The 19388-nt window shown below is 60.7% G+C and carries 14 protein-coding genes; 10 read left to right on the forward strand and 4 right to left on the reverse strand.

The window, feature by feature from the left end; genetic code table 11:
• The first annotated feature begins 138 nt into the window (after positions 1–138).
• The 4 genes from ggt to NMAG_RS14615 all read left to right on the forward strand — a co-directional run bounded on the left by ggt (position 139) and on the right by NMAG_RS14615 (position 4293).
• On the forward strand, positions 139–1800 hold the full coding sequence (gene ggt / locus NMAG_RS14600) for a gamma-glutamyltransferase (RefSeq protein WP_004214722.1): 1662 nt from the start codon (positions 139–141) through the stop codon (positions 1798–1800).
• Between the two features lie 41 nt (positions 1801–1841).
• Positions 1842–3527: an L-lactate permease gene (locus NMAG_RS14605; protein WP_004214721.1), complete on the forward strand. Its 1686-nt coding sequence runs from the start codon at positions 1842–1844 to the stop codon at positions 3525–3527.
• Positions 3524–3718, forward strand: a complete 195-nt coding sequence (locus NMAG_RS14610; RefSeq protein WP_004214719.1) for a hypothetical protein — start codon at positions 3524–3526, stop codon at positions 3716–3718. The genes NMAG_RS14605 and NMAG_RS14610 overlap by 4 nt, the downstream gene beginning before the upstream one ends.
• Positions 3719–3840: 122 nt before the next feature.
• The gene (locus tag NMAG_RS14615; RefSeq protein WP_004214718.1) at positions 3841–4293 is read left to right on the forward strand and encodes a hypothetical protein; all 453 of its coding nucleotides are present in this window, start codon (positions 3841–3843) and stop codon (positions 4291–4293) included.
• Positions 4294–4368: 75 nt separating this feature from the next.
• On the opposite strand, the gene NMAG_RS14620 is transcribed toward NMAG_RS14615, so the two are convergent.
• Together NMAG_RS14620 and NMAG_RS14625 are read right to left on the reverse strand one after the other, a co-directional pair.
• Positions 4369–4599 carry a hypothetical protein gene (locus NMAG_RS14620; RefSeq protein ID WP_012996767.1) on the reverse strand — a complete coding sequence of 77 codons (231 nt, stop codon included), beginning with the start codon at positions 4597–4599 and terminating at the stop codon, positions 4369–4371.
• Positions 4600–4654: 55 nt separating this feature from the next.
• Positions 4655–5986, reverse strand: coding sequence for a hypothetical protein (locus tag NMAG_RS14625; RefSeq protein ID WP_004214716.1), 1332 nt, complete (start codon positions 5984–5986; stop codon positions 4655–4657).
• Positions 5987–6396: 410 nt separating this feature from the next.
• Here NMAG_RS14625 and NMAG_RS14630 point away from each other — a divergent pair, with 410 nt between their 5' ends.
• The 4 genes from NMAG_RS14630 to NMAG_RS14645 all read left to right on the forward strand — a co-directional run bounded on the left by NMAG_RS14630 (position 6397) and on the right by NMAG_RS14645 (position 13904).
• Positions 6397–8205, forward strand: a complete 1809-nt coding sequence (locus tag NMAG_RS14630; RefSeq protein WP_012996768.1) for a hypothetical protein — start codon at positions 6397–6399, stop codon at positions 8203–8205.
• 700 nt (positions 8206–8905) lie between these two features.
• A complete protein-coding gene (locus NMAG_RS14635) occupies positions 8906–9850 on the forward strand; it encodes a hypothetical protein (RefSeq protein ID WP_004214714.1) in 945 nt (314 codons plus the stop codon).
• Between the two features lie 485 nt (positions 9851–10335).
• On the forward strand, positions 10336–11673 hold the full coding sequence (locus NMAG_RS14640; protein WP_004214713.1) for an RNA-guided endonuclease TnpB family protein: 1338 nt from the start codon (positions 10336–10338) through the stop codon (positions 11671–11673).
• Positions 11674–12203: 530 nt separating this feature from the next.
• Positions 12204–13904: a hypothetical protein gene (locus NMAG_RS14645; RefSeq protein ID WP_004214712.1), complete on the forward strand. Its 1701-nt coding sequence runs from the start codon at positions 12204–12206 to the stop codon at positions 13902–13904.
• 403 nt (positions 13905–14307) lie between these two features.
• Here NMAG_RS14645 and NMAG_RS14650 read toward each other — a convergent pair whose 3' ends face one another.
• Positions 14308–14907 carry a DUF7344 domain-containing protein gene (locus NMAG_RS14650; RefSeq protein ID WP_004214711.1) on the reverse strand — a complete coding sequence of 200 codons (600 nt, stop codon included), beginning with the start codon at positions 14905–14907 and terminating at the stop codon, positions 14308–14310.
• 783 nt (positions 14908–15690) lie between these two features.
• Here NMAG_RS14650 and NMAG_RS14655 point away from each other — a divergent pair.
• Positions 15691–16644: a transcription initiation factor IIB gene (locus NMAG_RS14655; RefSeq protein ID WP_004214709.1), complete on the forward strand. Its 954-nt coding sequence runs from the start codon at positions 15691–15693 to the stop codon at positions 16642–16644.
• Here NMAG_RS14655 and NMAG_RS22190 read toward each other — a convergent pair.
• The gene (locus NMAG_RS22190) at positions 16637–16813 is read right to left on the reverse strand and encodes a hypothetical protein (protein WP_012996770.1); all 177 of its coding nucleotides are present in this window, start codon (positions 16811–16813) and stop codon (positions 16637–16639) included. The genes NMAG_RS14655 and NMAG_RS22190 overlap by 8 nt on opposite strands.
• 383 nt (positions 16814–17196) lie before the next feature.
• Here NMAG_RS22190 and NMAG_RS14660 point away from each other — a divergent pair, with 383 nt between their 5' ends.
• Entirely contained in the window at positions 17197–19146 is a 1950-nt protein-coding gene (locus NMAG_RS14660; RefSeq protein WP_004214707.1) for a DEAD/DEAH box helicase, read from the forward strand.
• Positions 19147–19388 lie beyond the last annotated feature (242 nt).

The following is a 19388-nucleotide window of genomic DNA, read 5'->3' on the forward strand; positions in this document are numbered from 1 at the left end:
GATCCAGTTCAAAACTATCGTCCTCACAGAATAGTACCAGTACTGCCACATTCCTGTCGACTATGACTGTGTTGCTCCGATAATGTTCAGTCACCGGGGGAATATTGTTTATTACCGTGAGTTTCGTCTGGTTATCCTATGTCTGCTCCGAACGGACCACAGACCGGCCGACCGCCGACGCGGGCGGAGAACGGAATGATCGCAACGTCGCATCATCTGGCGAGTCAAGCTGGCCTCACAGCACTCGAGGAGGGTGGCAGTGCAGTCGACGCTGCAATCGCCGCAAACGCCGTTTTGAGCGTTGTCTATCCGCACATGGCAGGCCTCGGCGGCGATGGGTTCTGGCTAATCCATGACCCCGACGAATCGGCGGTTCAGGCACTGAATGCGAGCGGGCCGGCCGGTGACGAGGCGAGCAGAGAGTTTTATCGTGAGCGTGGCCAGGATTCAATTCCTGACCGCGGACCCGAGGCTGCGTTGACGGTTCCCGGTGCCGTCGATGGCTGGCGAGAGACCCATGACGCCTACGGGGAACTCGAGTGGTCGAGTCTCTTCGAGTCAGCGATTGGGTACGCACGCGATGGGATGCCGGTGAGTCGGTCAGTCGCTGACTGGATCGTCGAGGATGTTCCGGTTTTCGAGGAATATCCCTCGACACACGACATTTTCCTCCCCGATGGCTCCCCGCCGGCGGTCGGAGACCGAATCAAGCAACCTGATCTCGCTGATTCGCTCGAAGTGATTGCAGAACAAGGTGCGCGGGCGGGGTTCTACGAGGGCGATATCGCAGAACGCATCTGTGAGGATTTGCACGACCGCGGATCACCGCTCCGTTCGGACGATTTCGCAAACTTCGAGGCGGAGTGGGTCGATCCGATCACCACCACATATCGTGGATACACTGTCCACGAGTTTCCGCCGAACACGCAAGGGTTCGCCGCGCTTCAGATTCTCAACCTGATCGAGGAGTTCGATGTCGCCAGTTGGGGTGATGGAACTGTCGAGTACTATCACCACCTTGCGGAGGCCGTCAAGGTAGCTTTCGCCGACCGCGATGAGTGGCTCACCGATCCGGACTTCGTCGATATTCCCGTCGATGAGTTGACCGCGAAGAAGTACGCCGATGAACGACGGGACCTCATCGAGAGCGATAGTGCTCTCGAGATGGGTGCCGTCGATCCAGGGATCGAATTCAGCGGAGATACCGATCGAGTGGACGATCAGGGCGGCGATACCGTCTACTTCTGTGCCGTCGACGAGGACGGTCTCGCTGTGTCGGTGATCCAGTCGATCTATCACGACTTCGGGAGCGGTGTTATCGGTGGTGATACGGGAATCATTATGCAAAACCGTGGTTCGTTTTTCTCGCTGGACGACGATCATCCGAATCGTCTCGAGCCTGGAAAGCGGACGTTCCATACACTCATCCCAGCGATGCTTACCGAGGGTGACGACCCGTATCTGCTCTATGGGACGATGGGTGGTGAGGGACAACCCCAGACGCACGCAGCGATGGTGACGCGACTCGTCGATTTCGGATACGATGTCCAGCAGGCTATCGAAGCGCCGCGGTGGCTCATGGGGCGTACCTGGGGGACCGAGAGCCGCGACCTCTCGCTCGAGGGGCGGATCTCCGATGAAGTCATTCGTGGGCTACGCGTTCGTGGCCAGCCGACGAAGGTCCTGGCTGACTGGGACGACAATATGGGACACGCGCAGGCGATTCGATTCGATCGTGAACGTGGTTGGCTCGAAGGTGGAGCCGATCCGCGAGGCGACGGTGCTGCACTTGGGTACTAAAATATCATGGATCGACGGACACTCCCGGAGGTGCGATAGGCATGGCCGAAGCCTTGCCAGTTGACGTGTTCCACTGGGCCGTTGCCAGTATCCCGATTCTGATCCTGCTTGTGCTGTTGGTGCGCTATCGCTGGTCAGCACACACAGCCGCCGTCATTAGCATGCTCGGGGCGTCTGCCATTGCCCTCACTGTGTTCCAGGCACCGCTTTTCGCGTACGCTGTCGCGGTCGGAAAAGGTGTTTGGGACGCGATTTTTGTTCTGTACGTTGTCTGGCCGGCACTGCTGATGTATCTCGTCACGGAGCGTGCTGGCGCACTCTACGCTCTCAGAGTCGAAATCCAGCAGTTCAGTAGTAACGATCTCTTTCTCGTACTCGCCTTCGGCTGGGTGTTTGTCTCGTTTCTTCAGGGAATCGCTGGATTCGGTGCCCCTATTGCTATCGTCGCACCACTGCTGCTCGCTCTCGGTGTCCGCCCGGTCTACGCCGTCGCAATCCCCTTGATCGGGCATGCATGGAACAACAACTTCGGCACATTAGCCGTCGGCTGGTTTGCTGCCGATTCAGTCGCACCGTTCGAGGCTCCGGTCGAGACTGCACTCCAGACAGGCATCATTCATATTGCTCCGATTATCGCTGGTGGGATCGCCATCGCCTGGCTCTACGGGCGGTGGGAGGGGGTCCGACACGGGTTGCCGATGATCCTCGTCATCACTGCAGCACAGTGGATCGGACTGATGACAGTGGCAGTCTACAGTCCGTTCCTCTCGGGCTTTCTCGCCGGAACGGTCGCGCTCGCCGTGCTGTATCCCCTTTCGCGGTGGGAACGATACGATCAACAACACGAGCCGTTTGAGCGGCCAGCCATGGAGGAGTCGATGTCCCGAGACGTGGCAACGGATGGTGGTGAACCGACCGAGGAGGAAGACGAGCCGGACCCAATCATGGGGCTCGTCGAAGCGTTTCTCCCGTACGGCGTCCTGCTTGCGATCGCACTCGTCGTTGCCCTCCCGCCGGTCGATACCGTCCTCGCCCAGTTCGAAATCGGCTTCCCGTTCCCCGCGATCGAAACCGGCTATCTCGAACAGGAAGCTGCAGACCCCTACGAGCCGTTTGCGATTCTCACGCATCCGGGGTCGGTTATCCTGGTCGGTGTGATCTTTGGCTATGGCCTGTTCAGGTCCAGGGGCTACTATAGCGAGTGGCGAGACGTTATGGAGACCTCTCCTCACGTCGAGGAGGAAGGCACGATCCTCGACGGACTGAAAGAGAACGGTGTTCCGGCCTCGCTGTCGATCATCCTGCTCATCATCATGGCTATTGTGATGGTCGAAACCGGACAGATAACCGTTCTCGCGCTCGGAATCGCGGCAGTCCTTCCCCCGACGGCGTACCTCTTTGTCTCGAACGGGATCGGCGTACTCGGAGCGTTCATCACCGGGAGCAACACTGCGTCGAACATTATGTTCTCACCCCTTCAGGACGAAACAGCTGCTGAACTGGATCTGCCCCAGTGGTCAGTACTCGCCAGCCAGATGACCGGCGGGGCAGTCGGGAACGCGATCTCCCCGTCGAACATCGTCCTCGGGACAGGAACCGTCGGGATTCCGGGAGAAGAAGGCGACGTTCTTCGTCTTACGCTTCCCTGGGTTGCGATCGTGATCGTCCTCGTCGGAATCCTCACGGTGCTCGTGAGTGGGTTCGTCTTCCTCGGAGGTGGCGGATGAGCCCCGATATCGATCCGATAAACGTCGACGGGATTGCGTTTGTCCTGATCCTCCTCGTTCTTCCCGTCGTCAGCTACGGCACAATGGTCGAGAGCGAACTCATCTGGGGCTTCGGGCTAGCACTGTTACTGCTCGGTTCGCTCATCCCACTCGTCACGGAGTTCTGGCTCCAGGAGGACGACGAAGCGTAAGGGCCGAGACCGCATCAGCCGGACAGCGTTGGTGGTCGACCGCCACCACCTCACGCACGGTTTCCTCACGGTCCGACTCTCGCAAGCACAGCGGCTACCCGACTCGAGTACCTCCATTCGCTATGGTCGACGAGGACCTCGAACTCGAGCGCGACCTCGGTGAGGCAACGATCGTCTACGACGAACCGGACGAAGACGCGGTCCACAAGACGGTACCGAACGAGCACATCGCGTACTTCCAGGACCACTGGATCATCAAGACGGACGAGGACGACGAAGGGAACGACATCGTTCGGCGGATTCCCTCCCAGCGCGTTCACTACGTCGAGCGCTCCGTCGAGGAGTTCCAGTCGGAGGTCCAGACGGTTGCGGATCAGGTGCAGTCGTTCGCCTCCTCGCTGCGGACGAAGATTCCGGTCGGCGGAGACAAGGAGGGCGGCCGCGACGAGCACGGCCGGGCGGGCGAGGGTGCAGGCGAGGTACACCCGATCGAGATTACGCCAGGCGAGGTCGACCGTGATGTCGCCGATGACAGTGCCAGAGGCACCGACACAGACGCCGACCGCGACGAGTAACAACTCCGTTTCGAACTGGGTAGAGACCTGTTCCTCTCCGGTTTGTGAGGAGAATCCGCTGTAGTACTAACGCTCTCAGGCGCGGATCGACCTGCCGGCGAGAACGTACCAGATGAGACCGAGTAGTACCATCCCGACGTATACTTCCGTGAAATAGGTCTCTCCGTCCACGCCGGCTATAGAGAGGACGACGGTGGCAACAGTCGCTGTGAGCAGCGCGAAGAATAGCCAGAAGATGGCCACCAACACGAGGTCCACCCTCTCATGCCGAGTTGAGCCTGTCGAGTTCCCGGACGGGGACTCCATAGGCGTGCTACGACCAACCGGGATAAAACGCTTCGTGTCGCCGACACTTCCCTTGCTACCGTCCCATTCGAACCCGGTGCAACCCCGTCTTCATCGCCTTCCACGCTGGATACGCTGCATTGTAGACCGGCGTCGGGGCGTTCCTCGCGCCCGCGCGTAGTACACGATGTGAGAGCGGCGGTCCCGACTCTGAGACGAGCGCGTTCAAATCCGCCGTCTCGAGCCACTCGAAGAACTCGCGCTCGGCGGCCGACTCTGGTTCGCGGTCGGTCTCGCGAACCCGCTCGCGGATGTCCTCCCACATATACCGCTCGTCCTGTCCCAGCACCCACTGTCCCTGCTCGAGTGCAGTCCGTAGCTCGCGGTAGTCTGACTCATCGAACGGGTAGCCGTGTGCCGTCGGCTCGAGTCCCGACAGCCGCAGGCCGACGGCGGTCCGATAACACTTCTCGCAGCGCCCGCAGTTGCCGTCCATCCGCGTGTTACACGTCTGCAGTTCCAGTTCGGGCGCGTCGCTTGCAACGTACTCCGCAATCGCGTCGAGGCGTTCCTGGCGCGTGAGTTCGTAGGCGTCGTGGTGACACTGCGTCCCCGTCCAGCGCACGTTGTCGTCGATGTCCGGGCGCGAGCCCCACTCGAGTTCGATGCCGTCCCAGTGGGTGGCGGCGACGTAGAGGTCGTCGATGGTACGGGCGTACGCCATGGGGGCACAGAGGCCGAGGAGGCCCAGTCCGTGCCCGACGGAGCTGTACCAGGCACCGTCGACGTAGCGCTTGTAGTGGGCGAGCAGCATGGCGTGGTCGAGTGCGGAGAGGGCGTTGGTTTCGATGAAGGCAGTGTCGAGGTCGCGCTCGGCGGCGAACTCGGTGACGCGGTCACGGAGGTGGGTCCAGTCCTGATCGTCGGCGGGGTCCATGGTGATGGTCCAGCCGCGGATGCTGACGAGGGTGGGGTTCTCCTCACGGTGGCGGACGTACGAGCAGGTGGAGTCGACGCCGCCGGTAAAGAGGAGGGCGCTGTCAGCGTCCGCAGCATCGGCTTCGTCTACCGACGGCTCCTGTGCTGTTACTCGCCTGGCGTACAGTTCTCCACCCTCGAGAAAGTCGTGCATCGCACACAGTGACGCCTGCACATCCTCGAGTGCGCGCGCGAACGTTGCGTCCACCTCCTCGACGTAGACGTCCGCGCCGTTGGCCCACGCGACCGGACAGACCTGTGCGAGGACGGGAATCACGAGAATGCCCTCCGGTACGTCCTCGAGGGGCCGATCATAGCTCACGCGGAACGGTTCGGCCGTGAAGAAACGGCGCAGATCCGGCGACGGACTGACGTCGCACTCGAGTGTCGAACCGGAGACGGTCGGAGAGTCGACGGTGATCGATGACATGGCAGTTGTATCGCCTCGACGAACCACGAGCGGCTACAAAAACCATCAGAACCGTTGATCGGTCGCCGACTGTGAAATCGATGCATAGCCGACCCTTCGGTTCGCGACAACGAGGCCGTACAGGTGTCAGTCGGCACACCACTCGCGTGCGGGTGGGACTGGTCTCGTCGGTCGGTTTGTCGGACGACGGTCGCCCCGGCGTGTGTATGAGCGCCGTACTGAGGCTGGCTGGCGTGCTCGGTGTGCGCTGCGTGGGTACTCGAGTGACAGAACACTGTACTATTGCCGGGGTAGTTGTGCTGTTACACACCGTCGTTGATAAGATCCGTATAACAAACCGCCGATTCGGTGTGCTGACGGCAAGAGATGCATATCGACACGAGAGGCGAACCTATTTTGGGAGTGATACGATGAGTAAATCAGTGCGCAACGCCACGTCCGCAGTTGGATTTCTCGCTCTCGCCGTCGGACTCTTCGTCGCACGCGCAAATCCCGCGATGGGGTACGAGGAGTCGATCTTTGCAGGGACACCGACAGCGACCTGGGTCGGGTTCGCCGTCGCGCTCGCGATTGCAGTCGTGCTGGCGCTTGCCTGCCGCGGCCGACAGCAGGGCCTTGCGATTGCGCTCGGCGCGACGACGGTGACGGCTATCGTGAGTCTGCCGTTGATCCGCGATTACCGGTTCTCCGGCATGGGTGATGCGCTGACACACCTCGGCTGGACTCGGGACATCGTCGACGGCGGGTTGCAACCCCACGAACTGTTCTACCCGGGTGTACACTCGATCGCAGCGGTGATTCACTTCCTGTCAGGAGTTCCAATCGAGCGGGCACTGTTGCTCAGCATGGTTATTCTGTTCATCCCGTTCTTGGTATTTGTCCCGCTCGTCGTTCGAGATATAACTGGCAATGGGCTCGCCGTCGGCGTCGCCGCAGTCGTCTCCTGGATGGTGCTGCCGATCAACAATATCGCGACGCACATGGGGGTACACACGAATTCGAACGCGCTGTTTCTGGTTCCGGTCGTCATCTTTGCGTTCGTCGCGTACCTCCACCGTCGCTCGACGATCGAACAGTTGCCATTCGGCCTCTCGCCGTTTAGTCTGCTCATCTACCTCTCTGGGATCGCACTCTTGTTCGTCCATCCACAGCAGATGATCAACGTTGTCGTCTTCGTTGGCACGATTGCGGGGATTCAGTACCTCGCCAGCTGGCGCTACGAGGAGCACCCGGTGCTCGAACACCCGACGACGTACACGCACGCGGCCGTGCTCGGTGTCATCTTCACCATCTGGGTGGTGACGAACGAACGGTTCCAGACCGCTGTTTCCGGCCTCGTTTACGGTATGTTCTCCGCGGATATCGGCGGCGGTGAGACGGTCGACCAGCGTGGTGGCTCGCTCACGGAAATCGGCGGCAGCCTCGGTGAGATGTTCGTCGTTCTCTTCCTCGACGCCGCGATAATCGGTCTCGTCGCCGCGCTCTTCGTGCTGGTCATGTGGCTTGGCTGGACCGCGACCGACCGTGAAACGTCGACGCTCGTCACCTACTTCGCGCTCTCGCTCGTTCCGCTCGGTGGGATCTTTCTCGTCTACTTCGTCGGGACGCCGACGATGGCGTTCCGGCAAGTCGGCTTCATCTACGTCCTGTTGACGATTCTCGGCGGTATCGCAATCGCACACGTGATCGGCGGACTCTCACGGTACATCACGACGCCGGGCGCGAACGCGGTCGGAGCGGTAGCACTCGGTGCCTGTCTCGTCCTGGGACTGATGACGGTGTTCGCGTCGCCGATCATCTACAACCCAGGCCAGCACGTCACCGACCAGAAATTCAGCGGCTACGAAACGGCCTTCGAGCACGGTGCGGAGGACCGACCACACGTCGGCCTCGGCTACGATCCGTTCCGGTACGACCACGGCCTGTACGGCCTCGAAGAGCGCGACGAGCCGCTATCGGGTGCGGGAACGGCAAGTGGTGAGGTCGATCCCGAGTTGTGGGAGGCCGGAAACTATAGTGGGGCGTACAACGACCTCGACTACTACTTCATCGTCACCGAGTTCGACGTCACCAGAGAGTTCGGAGTCTATCAAGAACTGCACTACAGTGAAGCCGCACTCGAGGACGCCTCACAACAGCCGGGTGTGAGTAAGGTGGTTTCCAACAGCGAGTTCGAGATGTACGCCGTGAACTCGTCAGAGGAGAGTGCTGTGGCGTAGGGGAGTTTCGAGGCGGTTGAAGACGGCGGGGGTCGTGTCGGGATGGAGTCCGTATCGGGGTGGCTGGATGGAGTCCGTATCGGGGTGGCTGGATGGAGTCCGTATCGGGGTGGCTGGATGGAGTTCGTATCGGGGTGGCTGGATGGAGTCCGTATCGGGGTGGCTGGATGGCGTATCGGAGAGGAGAGGAACGGAAGCGAGTGAACCAGTTTTGCTGTCAGTCCAGACGCTGTGGATGAGCGAATCCGTGCGGGGGGTGCAGACTCGGAGACCGACTGATACTCTGATCACGAGTAACAGGTATCGACCGCGTGTGTCTCGTCTTCGAGGCAGTCAGGCTCTGGGACTGGTCTACAACTGTCTGTGTCATCACTTGGTACACACTCCGAGCCGGAACAGGTGTTAGTAACCAGTGACTGGCCGACCGTTTCAGGGATAAACAGTCACTCTCTCTAGCTCAAACGACTCACGGACGTCGTTGGCAAAACAGTCGATAGAGCCCACTACAACGCGAGTAAAGGACTGTTTACTCGGAATACAGGAGGTTACGAGACTCGTTTCAACGGTTTATCGTTCGTATGTTCGTGACCAAATCGTCATTCATTGTGATCTATTCCGTACTGTTCATAATACTATCTGTTAATTCAACTCTCCTGGACAAAGAAAGGTTTATGAGTATAAGATGATGTTACGGTAGTGTATGGCGCAGAATTCCCGTCCGTCCGAAACGGAGAATACTCCGACTACCGGCCGTAATTCGAGCTTAACCCGCCGCAATTACGTCCGATCCATCGCAGCGGTCGCAACCGCAGCGACGACCCTTGGCGTAGCCGGTACGGCAACGGGTCAGACGGACTACGAACTCATCGAAGCCGAAAACCAGACGATCACGATCGGTTCCGGTGAGACCTGGGAGAACAAGCTTATCGACATGACCACCGGTCAGGACATCATCGTCACCGCACACGGCGAGGACTGGACCGTCCGGAACGTCGGCTTCGCCGGCGAGAACACCTCCGGAACTGGCTCCGCCACGTTCGGTATCTCTGACTCCGGCGGCTCGAGTACCATCGAGAACGTCTACCTCGGTGACGGCTCCGACGAGCGCAACGGCAGTTCCAGCGGCCACGGCCAGACGGCCTTCTGGGTCGATCCCGACCACGCGGGCCACATCGACTTCCAGAACGTCAACATCCAGGGCTTCGCGGACAACGCGATCTACGCCTCCGCACCCGGAAACGCCGGCGGCGGTACGATCCACATCGACCGCTGTTTCGCCGCGAACTGTTATGTCTCCCACTTCCGTCTCGCGACGGCGGGAAGCAAGGTCACGAACTCGAGTGTCTACATCAACGAGGAGGGTTACCAGGGCCGCGGGATCTGGGCCTGGGCACCCGGCACGATCGAGGTCGACAACTGCCAGCTCGAGATGAACGGGCAGAACGTCGCGATCGACGCCGGTGCGAACGGCAACCCGACCGAAGTCGTCGTGACCGACACCGACTACGACGAACAGGCCGGTGTTGGCGAGAACGACGGCTCGACAGTCCAGCTCGGCGACGATGTCGGAACTGATCCGTCCGCCTTCATTCCGGATGGAACGCCGACGAGTGCCGAGGAAGCGGCTGCCGGCGACGCGAACTGAGCGGACGACGACGAGAGACGACCACCGAGCAACGTGCGACAGGTAGTTGGCCACCGCTGCCAAGGGGATGTGGCGGCGATGGCCGGTCCCGCCGTTCCGACGATTCCGAACCGCTCACCCGCTGTGGGATGGGGTGAGTGGTCCACCGTTTGAAACCCGCTGACGACGGCCCTCCACGACCGGTCGTTCCGGGCTGCTGTCCGTCGACGACACTGGCTGCCCGGTGCCGACCGCCGATCGATACACACCGTTGATCGACGGCCCTCCCGCCGCTGCGATCCAGTTTTGGTTTCCATTTTCGTACGACTGAGTGAGTGGCTGGCTCGTTTCGCAGTGACCCTAGATACGGACCTGGCTCTGGCCATGGCCCTGATTATGACCGTCTCTATAAGAATAGCAGCGCGAGTACCACGGGCCACCGTGCCCGTGGGTGAAGCGCGTCACAACACGAACTTTTAACAAGTGTCAAATTATACTAGAATACAGTGCAGTCGTCCAAACTCACCCAATCACTGTCGTTCGGACTAGACATCCACACGGGGAGTGGGGACGACCTGCAAACGGGCTGTATTGAGGCCCGCCGCATCCGCAACGAAGCCAATCGACTCGACCGAGCCGGTTGGGATTGGGGCGACATTAAATCGACTGTCGTTGATAACGCCGATCACGTCAACAACACCACCCAACTCATCGTTGACAAGGCACTCGGTGAAATCGAGACCTATCACGACAACAAAGATGACGGATGGGGTCGACCTTACCCATACATCGACGAGTCGTACCCGATGGTGATGAACCACAGCGAAGGCTATCGCCTGTTCCCCGAAGACGACGGGACGGTTCGGTTCCGTATCACTGCCACAAGAGGCACGCACGTCAAAGGCGAACTCCGTGGCAACCCCGACCACTTCGACAGACTCCAAATCGCATTCAACGACGAAGAATGGCGGGTTGGAACCGCTGAAGTCGTTCACAAACACAATGAGTGGCGACTCCACGTAACAGTCACCCACGAGACTCATCGCGTCGCCAGCAAGAACGACGCGGACACAATTGTTGGCGTGGATGTGAACGAGGACTGTATTGCCCTTGCTGCAATGAGTCGGAACGGTGGGGTGAAACAGTCGGTGGTGTTCGAGTATCCGTCAGTGAAAGAACAGCGACACGAGTTTTTCACCAAGCGCAAGCGGATACAGAAAGCCGGGCAGACTGCGTTCGAGACGGCCGTGAAGACTGAGGAACGGGACTACGTTCACGATTGCCTACACAAAGTATCGCGGCAGGTAGTTGACTGGGTCTCGCAATTTACCGACCCGGTGATCGTCTTTGAAGACCTCAAAGACATGCGAGAGTCCATCGACTACGGAACGCGAATGAACCGTCGGCTACACTCACTGCCGTTCGCAACTCTCCAAGAGATGGTATCGTACAAAGCTGCGTGGGAAGGGGTTTCTTCAGATGTGGTTGACCCCGAATACACGAGTCAGCGATGCCCACGGACGGAGTGCCAGCACACAGACCGAGCGAATCGACAGAAGAAGCGATTCAAATGCAAACGGTGTGAGTTCCAAGACCACGCTGATCGGAAGGCGGCGGTATGCGTTGTGCAGAATTGGTTAGACGAACAGTATGGAAATGTGCTGTCTCTCGAAACCCTTCCACACGTTCGGACGGTGAGACGGGCGGCATCGGGGGCTGGTGGAGGCCCCGACTCTCACGGACACGATTTGTGTTCGGGTGTTGACCGACACGGGACGTCGGCGCAACCAGGGATGGGAGCGCGAGAGGAATTAAAGTCCGTTGCGTCAGCAGTGCAGGACTAAACACGGACGCCCCGCGCCACCGTGCGCGGGGTACTTCACACCGGGACCGGGGCCTGAATTCTAACATCACGTGTCGAGCGCGTCCCTGCGATGACTGCAGACGATCACATCAATGCTGCATAGCAGTTGCTTCCTCGATCTCGTCTACTGTCTGAATAGGGCGTGTTGTTCACGCGTGCGAGGCGCGTAGTGGGTTGCATCGAACGTGTTTGATCAGTGAGTATAATATCGTTTTACCCGTCAGATTTTGCTGCTATATTCGCGGCGATTTTGGGTAATACCGTATTACTTGCCGGAGAAGACCGAATGCGGCCTCCTTTCGATTATAAACGTAGATAGTTTTGTGAACGATCGATCAGACCACATCTACTGTCTGTAAATTTTAAGTGTAGTGAAAGGGAAAGTTTATTGCGGTAGTTCTGTATTACCCGTAGTACATGGCACGTGAACGTTCGGTACCGGGTGACGGTTCATCCGGAGACGACATGACGACCGAGAGTAATAGCGGATTACTCGACCGTCGTTCCTACATGAAACTGGCTGGGGCAACGACTGCAGCGACCGCGTTCGGCGCAACCGCCGGTGCGGCAAACAGTGACGACTACGAGACAATCACCGCCAACGGACAGGTCATCCGTATCGGGCAGGGTGACACCTTCGAAAACAAACTGATCGACCTGACCAACGGCAACAGCGTCCTGTTGCTCGTCGAGGGCGGAAACTCCGTTATCCGAAACGTCGGATTCGAGGGCCTCCACCGTGGAGACGCGTTCATGATCTCGATCACGGCACCAAGTGGGGACGTTCTAATCGAGAACGTCTACCTCGGTGACGGATCGACCAAGGAAGGCGAAAGCTTCGTCCACGGACCTGGCGCGGTGTTCTACCACAGTAACGCCGCCTGTGACGTCACATTCCGCCACTGCAACGTGCAGGGCTGGCCGAACAACGGCTTCTACTGTTCGAACACCGCTTCGGGTGGCTCCGCGCGCTTCGAACACTGTTACGGCAAGAACAACGGTGTCAGCACCTACCGCGTCGCCGGTGGGAACGACGCGATCGTCAACTCGGTCGCCTACAACGACAACACCGATTACGGCCCTGGCTGGGGTGGCTACACTGAAGACAGCGGCCGTCCGGTCTGGGTCTGGCCCGGCAGTACCGTCTCGATCGAGGATTCGCACTTCGCGAGCGGCGGCTACCCGCACGCGCTCATCATGCGCGGTAATGCAACCGCCCAGATGTCCGGCGGCGCAATCAGCGGCAGCGTTCAGGGCGGCGGCCTGGATCGCTCGAACGTCTCGAGTTCCCCCGACCTCTCGGTCCCCGAGGGGACTCCGACATCTGCCGTCGAAGCAGCGTCGGGCGAGACGAGTGAGACGGGCGGCAGTGAGCCCGATGCTGGTGAGGATACCGATGACGATGACGACGAACCCGCACTCGATAACCTCCTGCTCGTGGAGGGAGACGACTCGGACGTGACTCGCTACGAGTTCGAGGCCGAGGGCGATGTCGAGCCATCGACGGCAGAGGGTGCGACAATTGACGCGGCTGCGGGCGTCGAGGACGGCGTGGCATACGGCGTCGTCGCCGACTGGAAGGATGCCTTCCGGTTCGATGGTGACCTTCTCTCGCTGACGGTCGACGGCCCGGGGACGGTCTTCGTCAACGGTGAGGAAGTCGATCCGTCCGACTACGGCGAGGATCTGCCACACGTACTCGAAATCGAGGGTCGGGGAGCGCCGACCAGCTACGAGATCACGGTCGACGGCACGATCGAACTCGACGCAGACGAGGATCCGGACGACGAAGTGACGACGATTTCCGGCTCGACGGTCCAGAGTTCGGTGACTGACTCGACCCAGACGTTCCGCTTCTCGGGTGCGCTCACCGACGTGACGTTTACCGACGGTGAGGCTGCAGTCTTCCTCGATGATGAGGAGATCGACCCAGCCGAGTACGGTGAGACCGAACTGCTGCCACACGCACTGGTTATCGATGGTGGCGAGAGTGACGGTCCGAGTACGTACTCGTTCCGTATCGACGGGACGGTCGTCAAGTCGGACCACCGCTCTGCGACGATCGACGACGAAGACATCATCGACGACCGCTTCGTCCGTGGCATCGTCGACGACGAACTCGATGCCTACTGGTTCGAGGGGACAATCGAGGACTTCACGCTGTGTGGGCCTGCGACTGTCGACGTGCAGTACAACGCACGCAACCAGTAACACAGCAGCGGCCACACGCACACCGGCACAGTGACCGACGGCGGACGGCTGCCGACCGACGACTGACTTTTTTCACAGCGATCAAGCGTCTCCACGAGTCATCGTTTGGAGCGTCTGGTTTGACCGCGAAGTTGTGTCGCTGTGTCTGGTTGTGACTGGCAGCTGACCGGTCATCGGTCGCAGTGAGAAGATGGCTCCCGCGCGAGGAACAGCAAGCTGGCACGCGAACTGTCCCGGTACTGGATGACGGTCGCCGGGAGCCATCTCGTGTTACGAACGGGGTGGATAAAAGTCCTTCTTGATCCTGTTCGAATTTGAGAACACCAGTCAACGAAACAGGTCCCTCACCGTGACGGTCGTGGTCAGTACCGCTCGAATCGATCGCAGCACGCTCGCTTGCTCCTCACTCGATGCGTGAGAGTTTGCCATCGACGTTTCGCTCGTGCTCGCGATTCGTCGCGGCGTGAGCCAGCGAGAGAACGAAAAATGCGAGTACGACGCTACCCGCGAGTGCAAGCGTCGGGAGGGAAGCGAGACCGGGAACACCGAGCAATGCTGCACCAATGAGCACGCCGCCGCCGACACTGAGACTCGCGTACCAGCGGTCCCAGCGATCCTGTCGATGTGAATCCGTATCGAGATACATCATCAACAGGTCAGCGTTGTCCGACAGCGATATCAGCCCGCGGTCCTGGTCGTACTCGACGATTCCAGCGTCGTCCATCTTGGGAAGATGGGTCTGGTAGAGGGCAACATAGACGCGCTTTCGTTGATCAGAACTGAGCGCATTGACGCTGGTATCGTTCTCCCAGGCAGCAATCTGCTCGGCGAGTTCGCCGAGGGTGACAGTCTCGTCGGCCTCGAGTAAGTACGTCAGTACTTCGCGCCGACGGCGGTTCTTCAGGAGCTCAAAAATAACGTCTTTCGACAGCTGATCCTCAGTTTCCTCATCGCTCACGGAGGAGGCGAGTTCGTCCGGGAGTGAGGTATCGACGGAAGACATTATCGGATCCCTCCGGCTGTACGACCACGTAGAAGAGCTCCGGTTGCGGGGAGTCGGCGTCGGGTGGTAAAACGACCACCGGGCTGTCGAGCCGACAGCGACCCCTGTACGCTCAGACGGCGATTCGCAGTCACGATTGACACACCAAGTTGTACACCAACAGAGACACTCTTAAGCACGTCCACGTTTCGCACCGGCTGCAAAGTGGGTACGGATCCACTTCCCGGAAGACGGCCGTCGCGACGCTGTTGGCGGGTGTTTCGGCCAGCAACGGCGCGTGTTGATCCTGGAAGTATCCCTCGATTGGGCGTCTGTACCGACGGCGTACAGCTGTTGCTACGACGTCGCTGGCGATTCAGGGGTCGATGTCGGTGTGCGGATCGGCGACACAGCACTGCTACGAAACGTTTGACTCGAGCGACATAAAATCTCCTGACGGTTTGGCCGCGAAAGCGAGCTTTACGCGAAGAACTACACTGTTACCCACCGGCGAAACTGACTTCGATCGATCGGTAGAGTGGCGCTTGCGACCGGTCTCGTGGTCGGATGAACGCATTCGCGGCGAAGTGACGAGTGAGTCTGTGGACAACTGTACTCGAGTGCCACGCGCTGATAGCGACGCGTTTTCGCGGCTGTCACCCAGTCGGTGCGGTCGCGTGAGCGGACTGGCTTGATGCCCACCCCTGCCGTCGCCGGGCCGTGAGTTAATGTCCAGTAAGTCGGGGTTTCTCTCGAAACCATGTGAACCCCTTACAGTGGCTGCACGGCTTCCGTCCACTACTGATGACGCAGTCCATCATCGACCACACCAGAAGCGAGGTCCAGGAGTCGGAACCTGGATTATGTCCCGACTGCGAAACTGATACCATCGTCCACGATCCGGACCGCGGCGAGCGCGTGTGTGGTGAGTGCGGGCTCGTGCTGACCGAGGACCCGATCGACTACGGTCCGGAGTGGCGCGCGTTCAACGCTCAGGAACACGACGAACTCTCCCGGGTCGGTGCCCCCCTTACGCAGTCCATGCACGACCGGGGGCTGACGACGACGATCGACTGGCGCAACAAGGATGCAAACGGTCGCTCGATGTCGGCCGATAAGCACGGCCAACTCCACCGTCTGCGGGTCTGGCAGGAGCGCATTCGCACGAAGAACGCGGGCGAACGCAATCTCAAGTACGCACTCTCGGAGATCGATCGCATGGTCAGTGCACTCGGCGTCCCAAAGCCGGTTAAAGAGACCGCGAGCGTGATCTACCGGCGGGCACTCGAGCAAGACCTCATTCGCGGGCGTTCCATCGAGGGCGTCGCGACCAGTGCGCTCTACACCGCCTGCCGAAAGGAGGGCATTCCACGCAGTCTCGAGGAGGTTACATCCGTTTCGCGGGTCGATCAACGCGAGATCGGCCGCACCTACCGCTACATCGCGGACGAACTCGACATCAATCTCGAACCGACGAACCCCCGCCAGTTCGTGCCGCGGTTCTGTTCGGAACTCGACGTGAGCAAGGAGGTCGAAACCAGAGCGGTCGAGATCATCGACCAGACGACCGACCTGGGACTCCACTCCGGGAAGTCACCGACCGGATTCGCCGCGGCAGCGATCTACGCCGCCGGCTTGCTCTGTGACGAAACCATCCCGCAGCGCGCAGTTGCCGACACCGCGCAGACGACCGTGGTGACCGTCAGAAACCGCTACCGGGAACAGCTCGATGCGATCGATCAGTCGCCGGTTACATGATCGACCGCTCGCTTTCGTTGTAGACGTCCTCGTTGAGCAACGCGTGAAGGTTTGCGTACGGCACGAACGCGATGAAGTCGCCGGACTCGTCGTACAGCCTGAGCCCGTCGTCCGTTCGGTCGTAGTCCTCGCACATGATCTGTCCCTCGGGGAGGATCGCACGGAACATACGAGAAAACACGACGCCGCGAGGCATATAGTGTTGCACTGTCAAGGATTGCTACCTGCACGCGCTCCCAGACCCGACCAGACCTGAACCGACCCGCTCGACCGGACCCGACCAGACCTGAACCGACCCGCTCGACCGGACCCGACCAGACCTGAACCGACCCGCTCGACCGGACCCGACCAGACCTGAACCGACCCGCTCGACCGGACCCGACCAGACCCGACCAGACCCGACCAGACCCGACCAGACCCGACCAGACCCGACCAGACCCGACCAGACCCGACCAGACCCGACCAGACCCGACCAGACCCGACCAGACCCGACCCGACCCGACTCGAGACGAGGCGAAATCGGTTTACTCCCACCACCGTTACGGCCCTGCAGTGACCGACGAACGTTCGTCAGCGACACGAAGCGGCGAGCATCCCCCCGACGACTCCGACGACACCCCGTCTGACACACCTTCCGACGACGAGGACACCGGCGAGTCGACCTCAGCCAGTGGGACGACCAGCCACTCTCTCTCACTCGAGTCCTTCCACGACGCCTGCCAGCAGGCTGGCCGTCCCGTCCTCACCGCCGGCGCCGTCGCCCGTGCCCTGGACCGGCCCCACGAGGCGATCAGCGAGGACCTCGACGCACTCACAGAACGAGGGGCACTCGAGCGCCTCTCCGTCTCGACCGACCCCGTCGTCTGGTATCCGAGCGAACTCGAGGACCTGACCGATCGCGAGCGCGTGGTCGTCTTCCCGAAGCGCCGGGAGATCATCGTCGACCGCCCCGACCAGTTCACCCGCGCCCAGCTCGCGCAGTTCGCTCACCTCGCGGACGGCAACGGCGAGGAGGGCTACCGCTACGTCGTCAGACCGGAGGACATCTGGCAGGCCCCCCACGACTCCTTCGACGAACTCGCCCGAACCATGCGCCAGGCACTCGGCCAGCGCTCGCGGGCACTCGAGGACTGGGTCGAGAGCCAGTGGGATCGCGCCCATCAGTTCCGCCTCACGACGCACGAGGAGGGCTACACCGTGCTGGAGGCAAAGAGTCCCGAAGTGATGGGCAACGTCGCGCGCCAGAAACTCGACGAGGAGCACGTCCACGCCCCCATCTCTGAGACCGAAGACTGGGTTCGCGAGGGAGCGGAGGCTGCGATCAAGCGGATTCTCTACGAAGCGGGCTATCCCGTGCAGGACCACCGCGAGCTGGAGGCCGGCGAGCAGCTAGACATCGAGCTCGGTGTCTCGCTGCGCGACTACCAGCAGACGTGGGTCGACCGCTTCGCCGAGGCCGGCGAGGGCGTCTTCGTTGGCCCGCCGGGTAGCGGAAAGACGGTCGCTGCGATGGGTGCGATGGCCCACGTTGGCGGCGAGACACTGGTGCTGGTTCCAAGCCGTGATCTCGCGCGCCAGTGGGCCGAGGCCATCGAGGAGTACACCTCGCTCGAACCGGACCAGATCGGCCAGTACCACGGTGGCCAGAAGAACGTCCGGCCCGTTACAATTGCGACCTACCAGATCGCGGGGATGGATCGCCACCGGTCGCTGTTCGACGACCGCGAGTGGGGGCTCGTCGTGTTCGACGAGTGCCAACACGTGCCCTCGGACGTCTACCGGCGGAGTACACACCTGCAGTCCCGGCACCGCTTGGGACTCAGCGCAAGTCCAATCCGCGAGGACGACCGTCAGACCGAGATCTTCACACTCGTTGGTCCGCCAATCGGCACCGACTGGCAGGCGCTGTTCGAAGCCGGCTTCGTCGCCGAACCGGAACTCGAGATCCGCTACGTGCCGTGGGGCGACGACGAGCAGTCAAACGCCTACGCCTCCGCCGATGGCCGCGAGCGGTACCGCATCGCCGCCCGCAACCGGGGGAAGATCGACGAGGTCCGATACCTGCTCTCCGCACACCCCGGCTCGAAGTCGCTCGTCTTCGTCGACTACCTCGAACAGGGACGTGACCTCTCCGACGCGCTCGACGTCCCCTTCCTCAGCGGGGAGACCCCTCATCACGAGCGCCGGCGGCTACTCGAGGAGTTCCGTCGCGACGAGCGCGACCTGCTGATCGTTTCGCGCGTGGGTGACGAGGGAATCGACCTTCCGACGGCGGATCTGGCGATCGTCGCCTCCGGACTCGGTGGCTCGCGCCGGCAGGGGACCCAGCGCGCGGGGCGGACAATGCGGCCGGCAGGTGGCGCGCTCGTCTACGTGCTCGCGACGCGCGGGACGCGCGAGGAGGACTTCGCTCGGCGGCAGTTGCAGCATCTCGGCCGAAAGGGGATGACGGTGCGTGAGGAGACTATCGAGCGGGAAGACGACGCGAGTGACGGACAATAGTACATCGAGGCACTCCGCTCGAGGGCAGCCAGATCGCCCTCGCTCTATTGTTGGCTATCTAAATCGCGATTTTACTAATCATAATTTTACTAATCACGATTTTACTAATCTGCATGTTCCAATCCGGCTTCGGTCAGCCAGTAACATGCAAACCGGAACACCGGGTCGAAACGAACGGTCAACAGGTCGCGACTCCTCGAGACGAGTCTGACAATCTGGCAATCCTCGACGGAAATCAAGAC

Origin of the sequence: Natrialba magadii ATCC 43099 (assembly GCF_000025625.1) — an archaeon.
GTDB classification, from domain to species: Archaea; Halobacteriota; Halobacteria; order Halobacteriales; family Natrialbaceae; genus Natrialba; species Natrialba magadii.

What these genes read in the sequence shown, in the direction of transcription:
- NMAG_RS14605 (WP_004214721.1), top strand. Translation starts at nt 1,842, where the DNA reads ATGGCCGAAGCCTTGCCAGTTGACGTGTTCCACTGGGCCGTTGCCAGT.
- NMAG_RS14615 (WP_004214718.1), top strand. Translation starts at nt 3,841, where the DNA reads ATGGTCGACGAGGACCTCGAACTCGAGCGCGACCTCGGTGAGGCAACG.
- NMAG_RS14625 (WP_004214716.1), bottom strand. Translation starts at nt 5,986, where the DNA reads ATGTCATCGATCACCGTCGACTCTCCGACCGTCTCCGGTTCGACACTC.
- NMAG_RS14630 (WP_012996768.1), top strand. Translation starts at nt 6,397, where the DNA reads ATGAGTAAATCAGTGCGCAACGCCACGTCCGCAGTTGGATTTCTCGCT.
- NMAG_RS14610 (WP_004214719.1), top strand. Translation starts at nt 3,524, where the DNA reads ATGAGCCCCGATATCGATCCGATAAACGTCGACGGGATTGCGTTTGTC.
- NMAG_RS14650 (WP_004214711.1), bottom strand. Translation starts at nt 14,907, where the DNA reads ATGTCTTCCGTCGATACCTCACTCCCGGACGAACTCGCCTCCTCCGTG.
- NMAG_RS22190 (WP_012996770.1), bottom strand. Translation starts at nt 16,813, where the DNA reads ATGTTCCGTGCGATCCTCCCCGAGGGACAGATCATGTGCGAGGACTAC.
- NMAG_RS14635 (WP_004214714.1), top strand. Translation starts at nt 8,906, where the DNA reads ATGGCGCAGAATTCCCGTCCGTCCGAAACGGAGAATACTCCGACTACC.
- ggt (WP_004214722.1), top strand. Translation starts at nt 139, where the DNA reads ATGTCTGCTCCGAACGGACCACAGACCGGCCGACCGCCGACGCGGGCG.
- NMAG_RS14620 (WP_012996767.1), bottom strand. Translation starts at nt 4,599, where the DNA reads ATGGAGTCCCCGTCCGGGAACTCGACAGGCTCAACTCGGCATGAGAGG.
- NMAG_RS14645 (WP_004214712.1), top strand. Translation starts at nt 12,204, where the DNA reads ATGAAACTGGCTGGGGCAACGACTGCAGCGACCGCGTTCGGCGCAACC.
- NMAG_RS14655 (WP_004214709.1), top strand. Translation starts at nt 15,691, where the DNA reads ATGACGCAGTCCATCATCGACCACACCAGAAGCGAGGTCCAGGAGTCG.